At 65.2% G+C, this 16,423-nt stretch carries 19 protein-coding genes; 8 read left to right on the top strand and 11 right to left on the bottom strand.

Annotation, left to right across the window (positions count from 1 at the left end; genetic code table 11):
- The first annotated feature begins 238 nt into the window (after positions 1–238).
- Positions 239–1,594, top strand: a complete 1,356-nt coding sequence (locus VXM69_RS05155; protein ID WP_367189105.1) for a polyhydroxyalkanoate depolymerase — start codon at positions 239–241, stop codon at positions 1,592–1,594.
- 108 nt (positions 1,595–1,702) lie between these two features.
- Here VXM69_RS05155 and VXM69_RS05150 read toward each other — a convergent pair whose 3' ends face one another.
- The 6 genes from VXM69_RS05150 to VXM69_RS05125 all read right to left on the bottom strand — a co-directional run bounded on the left by VXM69_RS05150 (position 1,703) and on the right by VXM69_RS05125 (position 5,385).
- Positions 1,703–2,167 carry a DUF3761 domain-containing protein gene (locus VXM69_RS05150; protein ID WP_034185626.1) on the bottom strand — a complete coding sequence of 155 codons (465 nt, stop codon included), beginning with the start codon at positions 2,165–2,167 and terminating at the stop codon, positions 1,703–1,705.
- A 62-nt stretch (positions 2,168–2,229) separates the two neighbouring features.
- Complete coding sequence (locus VXM69_RS05145) at positions 2,230–2,367, bottom strand: HHHH-motif protein (RefSeq protein WP_006488624.1); 138 nt, start codon at positions 2,365–2,367, stop codon at positions 2,230–2,232.
- A gap of 304 nt (positions 2,368–2,671) precedes the next feature.
- Complete coding sequence (locus tag VXM69_RS05140) at positions 2,672–3,106, bottom strand: cupin domain-containing protein (RefSeq protein WP_049035781.1); 435 nt, start codon at positions 3,104–3,106, stop codon at positions 2,672–2,674.
- Between the two features lie 24 nt (positions 3,107–3,130).
- The gene (locus VXM69_RS05135) at positions 3,131–3,289 is read right to left on the bottom strand and encodes a hypothetical protein (protein WP_185733030.1); all 159 of its coding nucleotides are present in this window, start codon (positions 3,287–3,289) and stop codon (positions 3,131–3,133) included.
- Between the two features lie 27 nt (positions 3,290–3,316).
- Positions 3,317–4,324, bottom strand: a complete 1,008-nt coding sequence (locus tag VXM69_RS05130; protein ID WP_367189104.1) for a glycine betaine ABC transporter substrate-binding protein — start codon at positions 4,322–4,324, stop codon at positions 3,317–3,319.
- 143 nt (positions 4,325–4,467) lie between these two features.
- Entirely contained in the window at positions 4,468–5,385 is a 918-nt protein-coding gene (locus VXM69_RS05125) for a LysR substrate-binding domain-containing protein (protein WP_049035786.1), read from the bottom strand.
- 119 nt (positions 5,386–5,504) lie between these two features.
- Here VXM69_RS05125 and VXM69_RS05120 point away from each other — a divergent pair, with 119 nt between their 5' ends.
- Together VXM69_RS05120 and VXM69_RS05115 are read left to right on the top strand one after the other, a co-directional pair.
- Complete coding sequence (locus tag VXM69_RS05120) at positions 5,505–6,392, top strand: hypothetical protein (protein ID WP_367189103.1); 888 nt, start codon at positions 5,505–5,507, stop codon at positions 6,390–6,392.
- Between the two features lie 75 nt (positions 6,393–6,467).
- Positions 6,468–7,694 (top strand): Xaa-Pro peptidase family protein, encoded by a 1,227-nt coding sequence (locus VXM69_RS05115; RefSeq protein ID WP_034185622.1) that lies wholly within the window; start codon positions 6,468–6,470, stop codon positions 7,692–7,694.
- Between the two features lie 45 nt (positions 7,695–7,739).
- Here VXM69_RS05115 and VXM69_RS05110 read toward each other — a convergent pair whose 3' ends face one another.
- The 4 genes from VXM69_RS05110 to VXM69_RS05095 all read right to left on the bottom strand — a co-directional run bounded on the left by VXM69_RS05110 (position 7,740) and on the right by VXM69_RS05095 (position 10,887).
- On the bottom strand, positions 7,740–8,507 hold the full coding sequence (locus VXM69_RS05110; protein ID WP_034185621.1) for an ABC transporter ATP-binding protein: 768 nt from the start codon (positions 8,505–8,507) through the stop codon (positions 7,740–7,742).
- Positions 8,508–8,540: 33 nt separating this feature from the next.
- Positions 8,541–9,254, bottom strand: a complete 714-nt coding sequence (locus VXM69_RS05105) for an ABC transporter permease (protein WP_034185620.1) — start codon at positions 9,252–9,254, stop codon at positions 8,541–8,543.
- Positions 9,251–9,940 carry an ABC transporter permease gene (locus VXM69_RS05100; RefSeq protein WP_034185619.1) on the bottom strand — a complete coding sequence of 230 codons (690 nt, stop codon included), beginning with the start codon at positions 9,938–9,940 and terminating at the stop codon, positions 9,251–9,253. The genes VXM69_RS05105 and VXM69_RS05100 overlap by 4 nt, the downstream gene beginning before the upstream one ends.
- Before the next feature lie 173 nt (positions 9,941–10,113).
- Entirely contained in the window at positions 10,114–10,887 is a 774-nt protein-coding gene (locus tag VXM69_RS05095) for an ABC transporter substrate-binding protein (protein WP_034185618.1), read from the bottom strand.
- A gap of 549 nt (positions 10,888–11,436) precedes the next feature.
- Here VXM69_RS05095 and VXM69_RS05090 point away from each other — a divergent pair.
- The 3 genes from VXM69_RS05090 to hutC all read left to right on the top strand — a co-directional run bounded on the left by VXM69_RS05090 (position 11,437) and on the right by hutC (position 13,884).
- Positions 11,437–11,751: a hypothetical protein gene (locus VXM69_RS05090; protein WP_367189102.1), complete on the top strand. Its 315-nt coding sequence runs from the start codon at positions 11,437–11,439 to the stop codon at positions 11,749–11,751.
- 127 nt (positions 11,752–11,878) lie between these two features.
- The gene (locus VXM69_RS05085) at positions 11,879–13,006 is read left to right on the top strand and encodes a porin (RefSeq protein ID WP_059558519.1); all 1,128 of its coding nucleotides are present in this window, start codon (positions 11,879–11,881) and stop codon (positions 13,004–13,006) included.
- A 182-nt stretch (positions 13,007–13,188) separates the two neighbouring features.
- Positions 13,189–13,884 carry a histidine utilization repressor gene (gene hutC / locus VXM69_RS05080; protein WP_034185960.1) on the top strand — a complete coding sequence of 232 codons (696 nt, stop codon included), beginning with the start codon at positions 13,189–13,191 and terminating at the stop codon, positions 13,882–13,884.
- A 15-nt stretch (positions 13,885–13,899) separates the two neighbouring features.
- On the opposite strand, the gene VXM69_RS05075 is transcribed toward hutC, so the two are convergent.
- Positions 13,900–15,141, bottom strand: coding sequence for a glycosyltransferase (locus VXM69_RS05075; RefSeq protein WP_367189101.1), 1,242 nt, complete (start codon positions 15,139–15,141; stop codon positions 13,900–13,902).
- Between the two features lie 93 nt (positions 15,142–15,234).
- On the opposite strand from VXM69_RS05075, the gene VXM69_RS05070 reads away from it, so the two are divergent.
- Together VXM69_RS05070 and VXM69_RS05065 are read left to right on the top strand one after the other, a co-directional pair.
- Positions 15,235–15,855 carry a TetR/AcrR family transcriptional regulator gene (locus VXM69_RS05070; RefSeq protein ID WP_034185615.1) on the top strand — a complete coding sequence of 207 codons (621 nt, stop codon included), beginning with the start codon at positions 15,235–15,237 and terminating at the stop codon, positions 15,853–15,855.
- A gap of 192 nt (positions 15,856–16,047) precedes the next feature.
- Positions 16,048–16,401, top strand: a complete 354-nt coding sequence (locus VXM69_RS05065; RefSeq protein ID WP_367189100.1) for a hypothetical protein — start codon at positions 16,048–16,050, stop codon at positions 16,399–16,401.
- Positions 16,402–16,423 lie beyond the last annotated feature (22 nt).

Genomic DNA, 16,423 nt, shown 5'->3' with positions numbered 1-16,423 from the left:
TCACGCCGTGATCCGCACCACGCCTGTGCGGCCCATTCGCCGAACTGGCGCAGCGCCGCACGGTGTCGCGACACGCATCGCACGCCGGAGCGGTGCGGCCACGCATCGACCGCACCTGCCCGTCGTCTTGCGCCGCCCGCGCCGCCGCGTTTCCGAACCGCGTGCAACGCGCGTGCCAGCCGCATGCTGGCACACGGCTTGCCTCGTTCCTTGCAACGCGGCGCAACGAGCGACGGCCATGAACCTGCTTGCCTATCCGTTTTACCAATGGTCTGCCGAATGCGTGCGCCCGGCGCGCGCATGGGCGGCCGCCACCCGTGCGACGATGTCGCTGTGGCCGCCCTCGACGTCGACGCCGACCGGCCGCATGCTCGACGCGCTGTGCGAACTGCTCGAATGCTGCGCATTCTCGCACCGGCGTCCGCCGTTCGGAATCGAATCGATCGCCGTCGACGGCGACACGGTGCCGATCGTCGAGGAAGCGGCGGCCGTCACGCCCTTCGCGACGCTGCTGCACTTCCGCAAGGCGCGGCCCGTCGCACGCCAGCCGCGCGTGCTGATCGTCGCGCCGATGTCCGGACACTTCGCGACGCTGTTGCGCGGCACCGTGCAGACGATGCTGGCCGATCACGACGTGTACATCACCGACTGGCACAACCCGCGCGACATCCCGCTGACGGCCGGGCGCTTCGGCTTCGACGAATACGTGGCGCACGTGATCGACTTCATCCGCCAGATCGGCCCGGACGCGCACGTGCTCGCGATCTGCCAGCCGACGGTCGCCGCGCTCGCGGCGGTTTCGCTGATGGCGGCCGGCGGCGATCCGGCGCAGCCCGCGAGCCTGACGCTGATGGCCGGCCCGATCGACTGCCGCGTGAATCCGACGAAGGTCAACGCGCTCGCGACGAGCCAGCCGATCGAATGGTTCGCGCGCAACCTGATCAGCGTCGTGCCGGCGGGCTTCGTCGGCGCGCAGCGGTGCGTGTATCCGGGCTTCGTGCAGGTCGGCGCGTTCATGTCGATGAACCCGGACCGGCACGCGGCGTCGTTCGCCGATCTGTACTACCAGCGCGCGAAAGGCGACCCGGCGAAAGCCGACACGCTGCGGCATTTCTACGGCGAATATTTCGCGACGGCCGACCTCACCGCGGAGTTCTATCTGGAAACGGTCGAGAAGGTGTTCCAGCAATACGCGCTCGCGCGCGGGGAGCTGACGGTCGGCGACCGGCTCGTCGAACCGGCGGCGATTCATCGCACCGCGCTGTTGACGGTCGAAGGCGAGAAGGACGATATCTGCGCGGTGGGCCAGACGGTGGCCGCGCAGGAACTGTGTTCGGGGTTACCGTCGTATCTGAAGACGCACCACGTTCAGACGGGTGTGGGGCACTACGGCGTGTTCAACGGCAGCCGGTGGGAAACGCAGATCTATCCGATCGTGCGGGCGACGATCCACGACAACGAGCCGTACGATCGCACCGCGAATGCGGAAGGCGACCCAAGCGGCACCCACTACGTCACGCTGCGCGCCCTGCTCGATGCGCGCGCAACCGGGAGCGACGCAACGACGGAAACACGATCGCATCACGCGCACTGAGCGTGCGCGTCGCCGCAAACGAATCGCCCCGCCGAAGAGGCGGGGCGACGTTTGCTGCGGCGTTCGGACGACGCGCGAGCGAAGGCACTCGCGCGCCGGCACCGCGCGTTACGAGCAGGCCTTGCCGTGCGACGCGTGGTAGCCCTTCGCCTTCGCGTCGGCTTCCGACATGTAGCTGCCGTGCTTCGTCTTGCCGTAGTACTTGTCGGTCGAGCAGTGGTAGACCTTCGTGCTGTCGTTCGCCCATACCTTGCCCGCACCGCCGCCCGGCGCGGCTGCCGTCGTCGCGGCGGCGCTCTTCGCGGGTGCCGTGCCCGATGCCGGCGCGGCGGACGCCGCCGTGGCCGGCGCCGCGGCCGGTGCGCTCGCTGCAGCGGCGGCCGATGCGCCGTACCACGTCTTCACACCCTTGTGGCCCGCACAGGCGCCCTTCTTCGATGCGCCCGAGTAGAACGAGCCGTCCTTGCACAGCCCGGTCGTGCCGGCCGGCGCGCTGGCCGGAACCTGCGCGAACGCACCGATCGACACACCCATGCCGGCGACCAGCGCGGCGATCAACATCGTTTTTTTCATGGTCCTCTCCTGATTTGCCTGAATGATGAAAACGTCCCGGGCATCCCCGGGCAAAGCCACGGTTACCGCACCCAGCGGCACACGCGATGGTGGTGATGATCGAAATGGCACACGCGGTGCGAATGCGCTTCGGCCAGTGCCGGCACGAGCACGGCGCAAGCCAGTGCGGTTGCCGTCAGGATCTTCGCGATGCGGTTCATGGTGAAACTCTCCCGGATAAATCAGCCGGTGATCCGGCTGGTCACTCCTTAACGCCGGTCGTCGACCGGCCGTGCACCGCGCGGCCGCGCAATTGACGATCTTTGACATCGCGTCGCGAATCGGCGCCCGAAGCTGACGAATGTCTTTCTATTCTTTCCGGATCTTCAGCGCCGCAACGGTTTGGAATTCGAAGCAACGTTCCGAAGCGGGAGGCGGGTCGCAGCAGTCCACAGCTCAATAAAAAACCGCCCGAAGGCGGTTGGTCTCGAGCATGCGCCCGGCGCGCGCCGGAAACCCGGCAAGCTATGCGCCCGCCTCGCCCCACGGCGTCGGCGCGGGTACCGCGCACGGCCCGTCGACGTCGATCGACTTGAAATCGGCGGGCCCGACGATCTCCAGGTACTCCATGTCCGGCGAATAGTCGAACAGGTAGTGGACGATCCCCGGCGCCTGGTGCACGCAGTCGCCGGCGGCTACCAGCGTTTCCTGTTCGCCATACATGAAGCGTGCCCAGCCCTTCAGCATGATCACGATATGGAACTCGGCCTCGTGACGGTGCCAGCCGGTGCCCGCCTCCGGTGCATGGTTTGCCCTGACGAGTTGCGCGACGACCTTGCCGTTCGTCGCGGCCGCGATGCCGAGATCGCGGTACAGGAAGAAGTCGCGCAGGCCCTCGCCTTGATAGGCGGTGTCCTGCGGCTTCACGTGGGAAAAAGCGGTGGTGGTCTGCTCGCTCATCGCTGTGCTCCTTCATCGAAAGGATCACGCGTGACAAGCATTTAGCGTTCCAGTTTGCAGCGGCGCGACGCCCGCGTGCGCAGCCCTGCCCGTCAGCAGCGTTTGCGCGATCATCGCCGCGCCGACATTCATGGCGCGTTTCTCAAACTGGGTTGCCGCCTGATCCGCAGGAATACCCGGCATGCAAAGCAGTCTTCGAGAAACCGGCTCTTAGCGTAGCCATTCACCCACCCGGGCGCGATTCGACGCGATCCATCGCGCGACACCCTTCTGCGGATCGGATTCACCGGCGGCACGGATATCGTTCATCAGCGAGCCGAGCGTCTGGTCGTCCATCTTCCATGCACCGAGCCAGCGCGCGACATCCGGACGTGTCTGACTGAAGCCGGCCTTCGCGATTGCATAGATCGCATCGGGTTGACCGAACACCTGCTTCGGGTCTTTCAGGTAGTGCATCGGATACTTCGCCCACACCCAATGCGGATTCCACAGCGTGACGACGATCGGCTGGCGACGCTTTGCCGCGCGATCCAGCGCGAGCAACATCGCAGCCTCCGATGACGGCAACACAGTCGCGTCGAGCGCATAAGCGGTGCGCGCCTCGCCCGTCAGTTTCATCAGGCCGCTGCCAGGTTCGATGCCGAAAATCGTCGGCTTGCCGTCGTGGCTGAACTGGGCGGCATGTGCGTTCAACTGGTCGATGCTGTCGATCGCGACGTAATCGGGCACCGCGAGGCCCAGCTGAGCGCGGGGAAACCACGGGCCGATCTTCTCGACGCGCGACTTGATCGCATCGTACGGCGGGCCGTCCGCGGATGGCAGCCAGACTTCGAACGTCAGATCGAGCTTGCCCTGCGCGACGCCGTTATAGATGATCGCCTTGTCGCCCGACTGCAGCGTGACGTCGTAGCCTTTTTCCGCAAGCAGCGCCTTCCACAGATTCGCGACCGCGATATTCTCGGCCCAGTTGTTCACTCCGATCACCACCGTTCCGTTGCCGGCGGCGTGCGCCGACGCCGAAACCGATAGCGCGAAGAAAAGCATGAACCGCCCGAGTACCGGGCGACGCATGGTGACAATAAACAGGCGGGCAAGCAACGACAGGATCATGAGAAGGGCTCCTATTGAATGGGGAATGCACTGAGGCAAGGCATAACGCGGCCGATGGAACCGGGCGGGAGCGATCGCGCGGACACCGGCATCCGTGGCAACGGTCATCCGTTCGCTCACAGATATATTTATTGCGCCAATTTCGTTTTGACAGCGAGGAATTCCGATAGGGACCATCGGAGAGGCCGAACGATCGCGTCGTTGCGTTGGGCCCGGCTCCCGCGAGGCTACGGGATGCGATGCACGATCATTCAGGCCGGCGACGGCGCGCTCGCCGCGCGGCGGCGCTCCTCGACCATCGTCTCGATCAGCAGAGCCAGATCGTCGGCTGCAGGATTGCGACTGCCGGGTGAGCGCAGCAGCTCGAGATCTGCGGGCGGCAGCGCCGGCAAGCCGTCTTCCATGTCCAGCACGCGCCAGTTCGCGGGCAGCGTGCAGCGGTCGATGATCGTCACCGCCGCACCGTGATTGACGGCGACCTTGATGCCGGTCGGGCTCTGGCTCGTGTAGATCACGTGATACTGCCGCCCGAGTGCCGCCAGTGCCGCGAGTCCACGCTGACGGTAGCAGCATGTTTCCGGAAACAGCGCGAGCGGCACGGACGCGCCGCCCGGTAACACGAAATCGCGATGCGCGGCCCACACCACGTCCTCGCGGCCGAGATGACGCCCACCGCTTTGCGCGCCGTGCCTGACGACCAGTGCCAGATCGAGTTCGCCCGCCTGCAGGCGCTCGATCAGCTCCAGCGACATTCTGCAATCGATATGCGGGCGCGCATCCGGCCGCAGGCGATAGAACTTTTCGAGCAGATCGGGCAACCAGAGCTCCGCGTAATCCTCAGGCAAGCCGAAGCGAATCACGCCATGAGCGCTCGTGCGTTTGAGTGCCGCTATCGCTTCGTTCTGCACCTGAATGATGCGGCGCGCATGGATCAGGAAGTTTTCCCCGTCTCGCGACAATGCCAGACGGCGACTGTCGCGCAGAAACAGGTGCGTTTCCAGCCGCTCTTCGAGCGTACGGATGCGAAGGCTGATCGTCGATTGCGTCCGGTGCATCTGCCTGGCTGCGGCGGTCACACCGCCGCTGTCGACCACCGTGATGAACGCGCGCACCAGTTCTCCGTCGAGCGAGCTGAGTTGAGACCAATCGGGTTCGCTGATGTCAGTCATCGAAATTACTCGTTATCCAAGGGAATTTTTCGATCGAATCATTGACGCATCGATAGGCCGATTGTTGTCGAAAACAATTCAGGCCACAAACGCCTCACCCCTCGAAACTGGAGCCAACCGTGCAAGCAAGCCCGCCTCTCGCCGACGCAGAATGTACTGATCTGAGCGACATCGTCGATACCGACCACTATCCGTTGCATGACCCCGGGCACGCCGGAATGCGCGACCTGCTCGCAACGTGCCGGGCCCAGCTGACCGCCAGCGGCAGCGCGGTGTTGCGCGGCTTCCTGCGCCCCACCGCACTGGAACAGGCGCGCGTCGAAGGGCTCGGCTTCGCGAAAAAAACTTATTTCTCGAGCCGCAAGGTCAATGCGTATTTCACCGCCGACGATCCGTCGTTGCCCGCCACGGATCCGCGCCGCATCTTTATGGATCGCACGAGCGGCTTCGTCACGCGCGACGTGATCCCGGCCGATGCAATCGTTCACCGGATTTACGTGGCGCGTGCGATGAAGCAATTCGTCGCTGCATGTCTCGGCGAAACGCAGATCTGGGAATACGCGGACCCGTACGCCGGACTGGTTCAGAACGTCATGCCGCCCGGCACCGAACAGCCGTGGCACTACGACACCAACGAATTCATCGTGTCGATGATGACGCAGCAGCCCACGGCAGGCGGCGATTTCGAGTACTGCCCGAACATCCGGTCGCCCGAGGGTGAAAACTACGATGCGGTCGGCGCAGTGGTGCGCGGAGAGACGCGCACGCCGATCAGCGTGATTACGCTGCAGCCGGGCGATCTGCAACTGTTCAAGGGCCGTTTCTCGCTGCACCGCGTGACCCAGGTGCGCGGCGACATCGATCGTCACACTACGATCTTCGCCTATTCGAAGAAGCCCGGGGTGGTCGGCCGCCTCGAGCGAACCCGCCAGCTGTACGGCCGCGTATCCGAAATACATCTGGAAGCCGAACAGACACTGGTCCGCGCGGACAACCTGGTCGACTGACGATGCGATTTCCCGATGGGTAGACCCATCCCATTACTTCGCTGTACTGACACTTATAACGTTACCCCTGCCATCATGACGATGCTTCGACCGACTCACCGCCCGGAAGATTGCGAGCCTACCGCCGACGAAATCGCCCAGATCCAGCGCGACCGGCTTGCCGCGGTTCGCCGCGAACTGAAGAAACGCGACCTGACCGCCGCTATCCTGTTCGACCCTACCCACATGCGATACGCCACCGGCTCTCGCAACATGCAGGTGTATTCGATGCGCAATCCCGCACGCTATCTGTTCGTGCCGGCCGAGGGAAAAGTCGTGCTGTTCGAATACGCGGGATGCGAATTCCTGGCCGACGGACTCGATACCGTGGATGAAGTCCGGCCCGCGACCGCGATTTCGTACTACTTTTGTGACGACATGCTGCGTCAGATCACGGAGCGCTGGGCGGACGAGATTGACGATCTGGTTCGCTCGTGCGGTGGCGGCAAGCGGATCGCGATCGAAAGTGCGACATCGGCGGCCGCATTTGCGTTGCAAGCGCGCGGCTATGAGATTTCGGACGCCCAGGAGCCGCTCGAACGCGCCCGTGCAATCAAGGTGCCGAACGAGATCAAGATGATCCGCGCGTCACTGCGCGCGGCGGAAGCGGGTGTGCGCAAGCTCGAGGCCGCCCTCGTGCCCGGCATCAGCGAGAACGAGCTGTGGTCGTACCTGCATCAGCATGTGATCGAGACCGACGGTGACTATGTCGAGACCCGCTTGATAAGCTCGGGCCCGCGCACGAATCCATGGTTCCAGGAAAGCAGCCCACGCAAGATCCAGGCGGGAGAACTGGTCGGGCTCGATACCGACGTGGTGGGCCGCTTCGGCTACTACGCGGATTTCTCGCGCACTTTTCTTTGCGGCGACGGTCCCGCGTCCGCCGCGCAAAAGACGCTGTACCGCCTCGCCTATGAGCAGATCCACACGAACATGGAGAACGTAAGGGCCGGCACCACGTTCCAGGAATTCATCGCGAAGGCGTGGCAGATCCCGCAGCCGTATCGCGCACGCCGCTATTTCGCGCTGGCCCACGGCGTCGGGATGACAGGCGAATACCCGTATATCTGTCATCGCGAGGACAACGATGCAAAGGGCTACGACGGCGTGATCGAACCCGGCATGACGCTGTGCATCGAGAGCTACATCGGCCACGAGGACGGAGGCGAAGGCGTGAAGCTCGAGGAACAGGTCTACGTCCGCGACGACGGCCAGCTCGAACTGCTGTCCGACTACCCGTTCGAGCGCCGCCTGCTCGCCTGAACGCCGCGCGAGACCGATCCCACGGGGCCTTTATGAAGCCGTCTCCTACTTCAAGCGCCCCGACAGAAACTGCCCGAGCCGCTCGCTCTTCGGATTCACGAGAATCTCCTGCGGATCGCCTTCCTCCTCGATCTTCCCCTGATGCAGGAAGATCACGTGATTCGACACGTTGCGCGCGAAGCCCATCTCGTGCGTGACGACGACCATCGTGCGGCCTTCCTCGGCGAGCTTCTGCATCACCTTCAGCACTTCGCCCACCAGTTCGGGATCGAGCGCCGACGTCGGTTCGTCGAACAGCATCACCTCCGGCTCCATCGCGAGCGCACGCGCGATCGCGACGCGCTGCTGCTGGCCGCCCGACAGGTGCGACGGATACATGCCCTCGACGCGCGGCGCGAGCCCGACCTTCTCCAGATACGTGCGCGCGCGTGCGATCGCTTCGTCCTTGCCGATCCCGAGCACGGCCATCGGCGCCTCGATCACGTTCTCGAGCACCGTCATGTGCGCCCACAGGTTGAAGTGCTGGAACACCATCGACAGCTTCGTGCGCATCCGTTGCAGCTGCTTCTGGTCGGCCACGCGCAGCGCGCCGTTGCGGTCGCGGGTGGTCTGGATCGGCTCGCTGCCGATCGTGATCTGCCCCGAGCACGGCTGCTCGAGGAAGTTGATGCAGCGCAGGAACGTGCTCTTGCCGGAGCCGCTCGAACCGATGATGCTGATCACGTCGCCGGCCTTCGCCTTCATCGACACGCCCTTCAACACCTCGTTGTCGCCGAATTTCTTGTGCAGGTTGTCAACGGTAAGCTTGTACATGCTGGGTCCTTCGTTGCGAATCGTGCGGATGCGTTAATGGCTGCGCGGCGCGAGGTACGCGAGCCAGCGCGTCTCGAGCTTGCGGAACGCCCAGATGAGCGTGAACACGACGGCGGCATACAGCACGGCAGCGATGCCGTAGGCCTGGAACGACATGTAAGTCGCCGAATTGACGTCGCGCGTGACCTTCAGGATATCGGGCACGGTGGCGGTGAACGCGAGTGTCGTCGCGTGCAGCATCAGGATCACTTCGTTGCTGTAGCTCGGCAGCGAGCGGCGCAGCGCGGACGGCAGGATGATGCGCGTATACAGCTTGAAGCGCGACATCCCGTAGGCCATCCCGGCCTCGATCTCGCCGGCCGAGGTCGCCTTGATCGCGCCCGCGAAGATCTCCGTCGCATACGCGCATTCGTTCAGCACGAACGCGAGCAGCGTGCAGTTCATCGCGTTGCGGAAGAACGTGTCGAGCAGCACGTGGTCGTGCACGACCTGCAGGCTGTAGATGCCCGTGTAGCACATCAGCAACTGCACGTAGAGCGGTGTGCCGCGGAACACGTACGTGTAGAGCCAGACGGGGCCCGAGATCCAGCGGTTCGACGACGCACGCGCGATCGCGAGCGGCACGGCGAGCGCGAAACCGAGCGCGATCGACACGACCAGCAGCCACAGCGTGATCGCGAGGCCGCTGAAGCGGTAGCCGTCGGAATAGAGATAGCTTTGCCAGTACTGGCTGACGAGTTCGATCACAGTGCGAGCCTCCGGACACCGACGGAATAACGCTTCTCGAGGTGATGCAGCACGACGTTCGACACCGTCGTGATCGCGAGGTAGATCGCGCCCGCAGCCAGCGTGAAGAAGAAGAAATCGAGCGTGCTCTTGCCCGCGTCCTGCGACGCCTTCACGACGTCGGCCAGGCCGATGATCGACACGAGCGCGGTCGCCTTGACGAGCACCTGCCAGTTGTTGCCGATGCCGGGCAGCGCGAAGCGCATCATTTGCGGAAACAGGATGCGATGGAACACGCGCCAGCCGCTCATCCCGTACGCGAAGCCGGCTTCGAGCTGGCCGCGCGGCACCGCGAGGAACGCGCCGCGAAACGTCTCGGTGAAGTACGCGCCGTAGATGAAGCCGAGCGTGATGACGCCCGCCACGAACGGGTCGATGTCGATCTGGTCCCAGCCAAGCATGTCGGTGAAGTTGTTCAGCAGGATCTGGATCCCGTAGAACAGCAGCAGCATCAGCACGAGGTCCGGCACCGCGCGGATCAGCGTCGTGTAGAAGGTGCCGATCGACTTGAGCATGCGGTTCGTCGACAGTTTCGCGCTCGCGCCGATGAGGCCCAGCACGAGCGACGCGGCGAGCGACAGCACCGCGAGCTTCACGGTCTCGACCGTGCCGGCCCACAGCAGCGGGCCAAATCCTTGGAAGATCATATGTGGGGTCCAGAGCGAGGTGGCTGGATTGTCAATAGCCATTAGCCGTGTATCAAACGATATCTGCGCACAACCTGATGCACGCTGCTCATCAAGTCGGACGCATCGCGCGACGCGGGTTGCACCCGGTCACTAACGCGGCGCGCCACAACCGATGCGCGCCGCATGGACGTTCAGCCGCCGTAGACGTCGAACGCGAAGTACTTCTTCTCGAGCTTCCTGTACGTGCCGTCCTTGATGATGTCGGCGATCGCATGGTCGATCTTCGCCTTCAGGTCGGCGTCGTCCTTGCGCAGGCCGATGCCGGCGCCGTTGCCGAGCGTCTTCGGATCGTCGATGTCCTTGCCGGCGAATGCGAAGTTCGCGCCGCGCGGCGTCTTCAGGAAGCCGATGTCCGCCTGCACCGCGTCCTGCAGCGCCGCGTCGAGACGGCCCGACATCAGGTCCTGGTACACGCCGTCCTGGTTCTGGTACGGCACGACCTGCACGCCCTTCGGTGCCCAGTAGGCCTTCGCATAGGTTTCCTGGATCGTGCCCTGCTCGACGCCGACCGACTTGCCCTTCAGCGATTCGGCCGTCGGCTGCAGATTCGCGCCCTTCCTCGCGACGAGGCGCGTCGGCGTGTTGAACAGCTTGTCGGAGAACGCGATCTGCTCGGCGCGCGCCGGCGTCATCGACATCGACGACAGCACGCCGTCGAATTTCTTCGCCTTCAGCGCCGGGATCATCCCGTCGAAGTCGTTCTCGATCCATACGCATTTCGCCTTCAGGCGGGCGCAGATCTCGTTGCCGAGATCGACGTCGAAGCCGACGACCTTGCCGCTTGCATCCTTCGATTCGAACGGCGGGTAGCTGGCGTCGACGCCGAACCGGATCGTCGACCAATCCTTGGCGTGAGCACCGACCGCGATGCAGGCAAGGGCAATACTGAGCGCGAGTTTCTTCATCGTGTTCCTGTCAAAGGCGAACTGGGCCGGGTTCCGGCCGGACTGCCCGCCGCGAACCCTTCCAACCCGGATATGCCCCTTTCGGCGGCGCTCCAAGTTGTACATACAACTTTGCCTTTTTCGGGAAGGTGCCAGCAATCCGTGTTTATCTCTAATTGTCGGCTGATTATGGTCGTGGTCCGGAATTTTCCTTAACTTTCAATTAATTAACGATTACACGATGTTGAATGAAGGCTTTCTCGCGGCAGACTGCCCCAGCCTGGAGCCGCGCGAAACCTGTCTAGACCTCGTGCCGCATGCCGTCCGCTTCCCAACCCGACCAGCCGGTAACCGGACAGCAGCTCCGTCAACGGGTGCCACGGCCGAGGGCGGGGCGCGTCGACGCATCGCGGGGATCGATCCGGGGCCGGCCAATGCCGTTTTTATGCGTTCTTTTCAGGCCCGGCGCGAGTCTATACACCGTATCGTCACCGCGATTCCTAGAATGGGCGTCATGTCAAAGACGAGATCGCCACGCTGCACGGCACGAGGCGACCCGGGGATGCATGCATGAAACCGACCAGAACCGAATCCGCCGCTTCACACGATCTGCTGCCCGTGCGTTCGCGGCGCACGTGTCCCGACGACGACCTCGTGCTGCTGTCGATCCGCGTCGAATCGGACAACCTCGCGGCCGTGCGGCGCCAGCTGCATCGGGCCGTCGGCGCCGCGCTCAATTTCTATACGGCCGTGATCGACCGCCGCACCGGGCGCGCGTGCATCGAGTTCGAAGTCGCGCGATCGCAGGCGTCGCCGGCCATCCTGTCGATCCTGCGCGAACTGCCGGCCGCCGAGTTCGGCACGATCCGCCTGTTGCAGCACTAACCGGCGTTCGCCGCCGCGCGTGACTCGCGTCACGCGCCTTTCATCGATTCGAACGCGCGGATCCGCACGGACCCGCGCGGCGAATCGTCGTTCCCGTCTCGACGGGCCTTTCCAGGAAGCACACGCAATGAAAAAAGCAGTCGTCGGCACCCTCTCCCTCGCGTTCTTCGGCGCCGCCGCGCATGCGCAAGGCAGCGTCACGCTCTACGGGATGCTGGATGCCGGTATCGCCTATACGAACAACCAGTCGGGCAAAAGCGCGTGGCAGCAAGGCAGCGGCCTGCTGTCGAACACGGTCTTCGGCCTGAGCGGCAACGAGGATCTCGGCGGCGGCCTGCATGCGCTGTTCCGCCTCGAGAACGGCTTCAACCTGAACAACGGCACGCAGTCCTACAAGAACACGATGTTCGGGCGCCGCGCGTACGTCGGCCTGCAGAGCGACCGATACGGCGCGCTGACGCTCGGCCGCCAGTACGACGCCGTGGTCGACTATCTCGGCCCGCTCGCGATGGCCAACAACGGCGACGGCAACAACCTCGCGTCGCACCCGTTCGACAACGACAACATCGACGATTCGTTCTACATCGACAACGCGGTGAAATACACGAGCCCGACGCTCGCGGGCTGGCAGTTCGGCGGCCTGTACGGGTTCAGCAACGCGGCCGGCGGCTTCGCGAATAACCGCGCGTACAGCGCGGGCGTGTCGTATGCGAACGGGCCGGTCAGCCTCGGCGCCGCTTACCTGCAGCTCGATCGCGGCGGGCTGACGGCGAGCGGCGCGCTGTCGACCAACGACGGCGCGAACTTCCCGGCCGTGCGCCAGCGCGTGATGGGCGCCGGCGGCAGCTACGCGTTCGACCGGCTGACGGTTGGCGCGCTGTGGACGCATTCGATGTTCGACGAAACGGCCGCGTCGTCGCTGCCCGGTGCACTGAATGCGCTGCGGTTCGACAACTACGAGGTCAACGCGCGTTATACGCTGACGCCGGCCGTCTCGCTCGCGGGCGCCTATACGTTCACCGACGGCCGCTACGACGACGCGGCCGGCAGCCACCGGCCGAAATGGCAGCAGGTGACGCTGATGGCCGATTACGCGCTGAGCAAGCGCACCGACGTGTATGCGGAAACCGTGTACCAGCACCAGTTCGGCGTGCCGTCGGGCGCGACGCTCGGGTTCGCGAACGTGACGGGGCTCGCGGCATCGTCGACGAATACGCAGGTCGTCGCGACGGTCGGCATCCGGCATCGGTTCTGACCGCGCGCCGGCTGTCGCGGGCCGGCCGCTCTGTGCAATCCCGCATGGACGCGCGCCGGCCGAACAGGGATCATTCGGGGCATCCGGGCCGGCGCGTCCGCGAAACCGGTACACTCGGCGCCGGGCGCGCGCCGGATCGGCATTCGGCGGCGGGCCGCTGCCGACTCTGGAATCGTGATCCCATGACCACACCGATCTATCAGGAAATCAAGGACTTCATCCTCGCGCGCATCCATGCCGGCGAATGGGCGGAAGGCGACCAGGTGCCGTCGGAGAACGAGCTTGCGCGCGAATTCAACGTCGCGCGGATGACCGTCAACCGCGCGCTGCGCGAGCTGACGGCCGAGCAGGTGCTCACGCGCACGCGCGGCTCCGGCACGTATGTCGCGTCGCCGAAATACGAATCGACGCTCGTCGCGATCCGCAGCATCTCGGACGAAGTCGCCGCGCGCGGCCACGGTTATCGCGCGCAGGTGCTGCAGGTCGGCGCGGCCGTCGCCGACGCGAAGCTCGCCGACGAACTGCAGCTCGATACCGGCCGCCCGATCTTTCATTCGCGCGTGCTGCATTTCGAGAACGACACGCCCGTGCAGCTCGAGGAACGCTGGGTCAATCCGGCCTGCGCGCCGGAATACGCGCTGCAGGACTTCACGACGACGACGCCGAACCAGTACCTGACGCGCGTCGCGCCGCTGCAGCGCGTCGAGTACCGGATCGAGGCCGCGATGCCCGACGCCGAAACGCGCCGCCACCTGACGATGGACGACCGCGAACCATGCCTGATGCTGCATCGGCGCACGTGGTCGCAGGGATTGGTCGCGTCGGTCGCCAATCTGTGGCACCCGGGCAGCCGTTACCGGTTCACCGGGCATTTCTGATGCCGGTGCGCGGGTTCACCGCGCACCGGCACGCGCCCATCGTTCGATCGCGCTGACGGCCAGCGCCAGACCGTCCTCTTGCGCGATGCGCGTGCCAAGCTCCGTCGCGCGCGCCTGCGTCTCGCTCCGTTCGGCGAACGCAATGGCCCGCGCCAGCGCGGCGGCATCCACGCGCCGTCCCGCCACGGGCGCATCGGCCACGCCGAGCCGCTGCAACCGGTTCGCCCAGAAGAACTGATCGCCCGCAAACGGCACGACGACCGACGGAATGCCGGCCCGTGCGGCCGAATGCGTGGTGCCCGACCCGCCATGATGAATCGCCATCGATACGCGCGGAAACAGCCAGTCGTGCGGCGTGTCGCCGATCACGCGAACGTGTGCCGGCAGCATCGACGCCTCGATGCCGCTCCAGCCCGGATAGAACAGCGCGCGCCGGCCCGCGAGCGCACGGGTCAGCGCGTCGGCCATGGCGGCCCGGTCGAAGCCGGCCATGCTGCCGAAGCCGATGTACACGGGCGGATCGCCCGATTCGAGAAACGCCGACAGATCGCACGGCGGCGCCCACGCACGCCCGTCGACCCGCCATTGCCCGCATGCCCGCACATTCGGCGGCCAGTCGGCCGGGCCTGACAGCAGCGCCGGCGACACGCCATACAGCATCGGATGATCGGTCCACACATGCTTGCGCGGCGGCAACCCGCACACGCCGGCACGTGCCGCGTTCGTCGAGTTCCGGAACGCCTGCCACAACAGCGCATTCACGAACCGATGGCTCGCACGATTCAGCCAGCCCGGCACCTTCCCCGGCGGCAGGAACGGCGACGCGAATCCGGCGGTCGGCGTGATCGGGATCATGCCGGTGCCGATCGCCGGCACGCGGCGATATTCGGCGACCGACAGCCCGACGAACGACGCAAGCCCCGACACGAGGAGCGCGTCGCAGCCGTCCGATGCATCCGCGACTTCGCGCATCCACGCGGCCGTATTCGCATTCGCGATTGCCGCGAGCGCCTTCGACGTGTCGTGGAAGCCGCCGCGCCCGCGCACCGCGTCGGCCAGCGCGCCTTGCGGCGCGATCGCGCGGCGGATCTTGCCGGACAACGGCGCCGACGGCACGCCGAGCGCCGCGGCCGCCCCGAGTGTCGCGGCGTCCGCGAGCAACCGGACGTCGTGGCCGGCGTCCATCAGCGCGCGGCCAAGCGCCGCGAGCGGGCGCGTATCGCCTTCGGTGCCATAGGTGGCGATGACGAGCTTCATGCACGACTCCTTGCACGGCGAAAACGGGGTGGATTCACAAAAATGCACGTCGTATACTAATGTAATTCGTGCATTTTCAGCCAATCCCCCACCATGCCGATTCAGACCGACGATCCGGGCCGCCGCGCACGCAAGCGCATCCAGATGCTCGCGCATCTCGCCGCCACCGCCGCGCGCCTGTTCGACGCGCACGGCTACGAGGCTGTCACGATGGAGCAGATCGCCGCCGAGGCCGATGTCGCGAAGCGCACGCTGTACAACCACTTTCCGACGAAGGAAGCCGTGCTCGCGCACTGGCTCGAAGGCGAACTCGCGCGCGATCTCGCGCCTCTTCAGCGCGACGTCGCGCGGCGCAGGACCTTCGCGTCGCGCATCGGTTGCGTGCTCGACGCATCGGCCGCGTGGTGCGAGCGGCATCCCGCGTACCTGCTCGCGTATCTGCGGCATCGGCTCCTGAGCATCGGGGCGGCCGAACCGGAAAGCGCGGGACAAAATGGCAGCGACATCGCGCGGGTGTGGCAGCAACTGATCGTCGCCGCGCAGCAGGCCGGCGAACTGAACGGCACGCTGCGGGCCGATCAGCTCGCGACGTGGTTCCATCACCTGTATCTCGCGGCGATGCTGCGCTGGCTGACCGTGCCGGGGTTGTCGCTGAAACGGGAGTTTCAGTCGGTCGCGAAGCTGTTCATCGAAGGAGCGGAAGCAAAACGCTGACGGGCCGCGGCCGCCCCGCGTCGTGCGATGTACACACCTTTTTGCGGCGAACACACGCACCGCATGCCAAATTTCCCGCGCGGCAGTATGCTGATGTCGTACGGCAGCGCACTGTGCATAGGGCAATCCCGTAGTCTGCCTGGACTCGCGCCGCCGTCGCGACCGCAATCATGCGTTGCAAGGAGGGTTGTGATGGCTACCACGCATCAGCACTTCCACCTCGAACTACGGCACGCCACCGCGCCGACCTACTTCATCAGTTACCTGTTCCCTGCGTTGCTGTTCGCGTACGAACTGCTGCGCGTCGGCCAGTGGATTCGCGATCACGGGATGCACTTCGCCGCGTTCAAGCAGATGGGCTACGAGTACCTGCTGATGCTGCTGTTCGTCGGGCTGCAGATCGTCGTCGAGGCGATCTTCCTGCTCGGCGCCGCGATGCGCCGCGACAATCGCGACTTCGAGCACCGGCTGCCGAACGTGATCCTCGGGATCGGCTGCTCGATCGCGCTGCTCGCGATCGATCTCGCGATCCAGTTGTCGTTCTGACGTCCGGCGGGCACCCGCCCGC

This window comes from Burkholderia sp. Ed8 (assembly GCF_040761425.1).
Taxonomy (GTDB): Bacteria; Pseudomonadota; Gammaproteobacteria; order Burkholderiales; family Burkholderiaceae; genus Burkholderia; species Burkholderia seminalis.
The sequence above is the reverse complement of the archived record's forward strand: the minus strand, read 5'-3'. Positions and strand labels throughout refer to the sequence as shown.

What these genes read in the sequence shown, in the direction of transcription:
- VXM69_RS05155 (WP_367189105.1), top strand. Translation starts at nt 239, where the DNA reads ATGAACCTGCTTGCCTATCCGTTTTACCAATGGTCTGCCGAATGCGTG.
- VXM69_RS05150 (WP_034185626.1), bottom strand. Translation starts at nt 2,167, where the DNA reads ATGAAAAAAACGATGTTGATCGCCGCGCTGGTCGCCGGCATGGGTGTG.
- VXM69_RS05145 (WP_006488624.1), bottom strand. Translation starts at nt 2,367, where the DNA reads ATGAACCGCATCGCGAAGATCCTGACGGCAACCGCACTGGCTTGCGCC.
- VXM69_RS05140 (WP_049035781.1), bottom strand. Translation starts at nt 3,106, where the DNA reads ATGAGCGAGCAGACCACCACCGCTTTTTCCCACGTGAAGCCGCAGGAC.
- VXM69_RS05135 (WP_185733030.1), bottom strand. Translation starts at nt 3,289, where the DNA reads ATGCCGGGTATTCCTGCGGATCAGGCGGCAACCCAGTTTGAGAAACGC.
- VXM69_RS05130 (WP_367189104.1), bottom strand. Translation starts at nt 4,324, where the DNA reads ATGACCGTTGCCACGGATGCCGGTGTCCGCGCGATCGCTCCCGCCCGG.
- VXM69_RS05125 (WP_049035786.1), bottom strand. Translation starts at nt 5,385, where the DNA reads ATGACTGACATCAGCGAACCCGATTGGTCTCAACTCAGCTCGCTCGAC.
- VXM69_RS05115 (WP_034185622.1), top strand. Translation starts at nt 6,468, where the DNA reads ATGACGATGCTTCGACCGACTCACCGCCCGGAAGATTGCGAGCCTACC.
- VXM69_RS05110 (WP_034185621.1), bottom strand. Translation starts at nt 8,507, where the DNA reads ATGTACAAGCTTACCGTTGACAACCTGCACAAGAAATTCGGCGACAAC.
- VXM69_RS05100 (WP_034185619.1), bottom strand. Translation starts at nt 9,940, where the DNA reads ATGATCTTCCAAGGATTTGGCCCGCTGCTGTGGGCCGGCACGGTCGAG.
- VXM69_RS05095 (WP_034185618.1), bottom strand. Translation starts at nt 10,887, where the DNA reads ATGAAGAAACTCGCGCTCAGTATTGCCCTTGCCTGCATCGCGGTCGGT.
- VXM69_RS05090 (WP_367189102.1), top strand. Translation starts at nt 11,437, where the DNA reads ATGAAACCGACCAGAACCGAATCCGCCGCTTCACACGATCTGCTGCCC.
- VXM69_RS05085 (WP_059558519.1), top strand. Translation starts at nt 11,879, where the DNA reads ATGAAAAAAGCAGTCGTCGGCACCCTCTCCCTCGCGTTCTTCGGCGCC.
- hutC (WP_034185960.1), top strand. Translation starts at nt 13,189, where the DNA reads ATGACCACACCGATCTATCAGGAAATCAAGGACTTCATCCTCGCGCGC.
- VXM69_RS05075 (WP_367189101.1), bottom strand. Translation starts at nt 15,141, where the DNA reads ATGAAGCTCGTCATCGCCACCTATGGCACCGAAGGCGATACGCGCCCG.
- VXM69_RS05070 (WP_034185615.1), top strand. Translation starts at nt 15,235, where the DNA reads ATGCCGATTCAGACCGACGATCCGGGCCGCCGCGCACGCAAGCGCATC.
- VXM69_RS05065 (WP_367189100.1), top strand. Translation starts at nt 16,048, where the DNA reads ATGGCTACCACGCATCAGCACTTCCACCTCGAACTACGGCACGCCACC.